Below are 1,615 nucleotides of genomic sequence, written 5' to 3'. Positions count from 1 at the left end.
AGAATTAGCTTGCTAATTTGAGACCGGCGCACGGGTGCGTAACGCGTATGCAATCTGCCTTGTACTGAGGGATAGCCCAGAGAAATTTGGATTAATACCTCATAGCATTATGAAATCGCATGGTTTTATAATTAAAGTTCCAACGGTACAAGATGAGCATGCGTCCCATTAGTTAGTTGGTAAGGTAACGGCTTACCAAGACGATGATGGGTAGGGGTCCTGAGAGGGAGATCCCCCACACTGGTACTGAGACACGGACCAGACTCCTACGGGAGGCAGCAGTGAGGAATATTGGTCAATGGACGCAAGTCTGAACCAGCCATGCCGCGTGCAGGATGAAGCATCTATGGTGTGTAAACTGCTTTTGTACGGGAAGAAACACTCCTACGTGTAGGAACTTGACGGTACCGTAAGAATAAGGATCGGCTAACTCCGTGCCAGCAGCCGCGGTAATACGGAGGATCCAAGCGTTATCCGGAATCATTGGGTTTAAAGGGTCCGTAGGCGGCCTTATAAGTCAGTGGTGAAAGCCCATCGCTTAACGATGGAACGGCCATTGATACTGTAGGGCTTGAATTACTTGGAAGTAACTAGAATATGTAGTGTAGCGGTGAAATGCTTAGATATTACATGGAATACCAATTGCGAAGGCAGGTTACTACAAGTTTATTGACGCTGATGGACGAAAGCGTGGGGAGCGAACAGGATTAGATACCCTGGTAGTCCACGCCGTAAACGATGGATACTAGCTGTTTGGAGCAATCTGAGTGGCTAAGCGAAAGTGATAAGTATCCCACCTGGGGAGTACGCACGCAAGTGTGAAACTCAAAGGAATTGACGGGGGCCCGCACAAGCGGAGGAGCATGTGGTTTAATTCGATGATACGCGAGGAACCTTACCAGGGCTTAAATGGGAGACGACAGGACTGGAAACAGTTTTTTCTTCGGACGTCTTTCAAGGTGCTGCATGGTTGTCGTCAGCTCGTGCCGTGAGGTGTCAGGTTAAGTCCTATAACGAGCGCAACCCCTATTGTTAGTTGCCATCGGGTCATGCCGGGAACTCTAACAAGACTGCCGGTGCAAACCGTGAGGAAGGTGGGGATGACGTCAAATCATCACGGCCCTTACGTCCTGGGCTACACACGTGCTACAATGGACGGTACAGAGAGCAGCCACTGCGCGAGCAGGAGCGAATCTTCAAAGCCGTTCTCAGTTCGGATCGGAGTCTGCAACTCGACTCCGTGAAGCTGGATTCGCTAGTAATCGCATATCAGCCATGATGCGGTGAATACGTTCCCGGGCCTTGTACACACCGCCCGTCAAGCCATGGAAGCTGGGGGTACCTGAAGTCGGTGACCGCAAGGAGCTGCCTAGGGTAAAACTAGTAACTGGGGCTAAGTCGTAACAAGGTAGCCGTACCGGAAGGTGCGGCTGGAACACCTCCTTTCTAGAGAAATGATTAAAGTCGTGTTTTTTTGCGAAAGATTAGGGATTACTCTCGCTGTTAGTTCAAAAAATAACTTAAATACAGAGTCTCGTAGCTCAGCTGGTTAGAGTACTACACTGATAATGTAGGGGTCGGCAGTTCGAGTCTGCCCGGGACTACTTTTTTAAGC

General features: G+C 49.7%; 1 tRNA gene and 1 rRNA gene. Both read left to right on the top strand.

Annotation, left to right across the window (positions count from 1 at the left end):
• Positions 1-1,446: ribosomal RNA gene (locus G498_RS0110025) — 16S ribosomal RNA — on the top strand; the annotation flags it as partial.
• A gap of 84 nt (positions 1,447-1,530) precedes the next feature.
• Positions 1,531-1,604, top strand: a tRNA-Ile gene (locus tag G498_RS0110020).
• Positions 1,605-1,615 lie beyond the last annotated feature (11 nt).

This window comes from Flavobacterium suncheonense GH29-5 = DSM 17707 (assembly GCF_000430025.1).
Lineage (GTDB): Bacteria > Bacteroidota > Bacteroidia > Flavobacteriales > Flavobacteriaceae > Flavobacterium > Flavobacterium suncheonense.
This window is presented reverse-complemented; position numbering and strand designations above follow the sequence as displayed.